Source organism: Corynebacterium sp. HMSC074A09, assembly GCF_001811545.1.
Classification (GTDB): Bacteria; Actinomycetota; Actinomycetes; order Mycobacteriales; family Mycobacteriaceae; genus Corynebacterium; species Corynebacterium hiratae.
In genome coordinates, this window is the sequence record NZ_KV805157.1 from 1 (window position 1) to 241 (window position 241).

Genomic DNA, 241 nt, shown 5'->3' on the forward strand with positions numbered 1-241 from the left:
TTTTTCGGTGCAAGATGAGCTCGCGGCCTATCAGCTTGTTGGTGGGGTAATGGCCTACCAAGGCGTCGACGGGTAGCCGGCCTGAGAGGGTGTACGGCCACATTGGGACTGAGATACGGCCCAGACTCCTACGGGAGGCAGCAGTGGGGAATATTGCACAATGGGCGGAAGCCTGATGCAGCGACGCCGCGTGGGGGATGACGGCCTTCGGGTTGTAAACTCCTTTCGACAGGGACGAAGC

At 60.2% G+C, this 241-nt stretch carries 1 rRNA gene; it reads left to right on the forward strand.

The annotated features are described in order from the left end of the window. Positions 1 to 241: ribosomal RNA gene (locus HMPREF2807_RS10630) — 16S ribosomal RNA — on the forward strand; the annotation flags it as partial.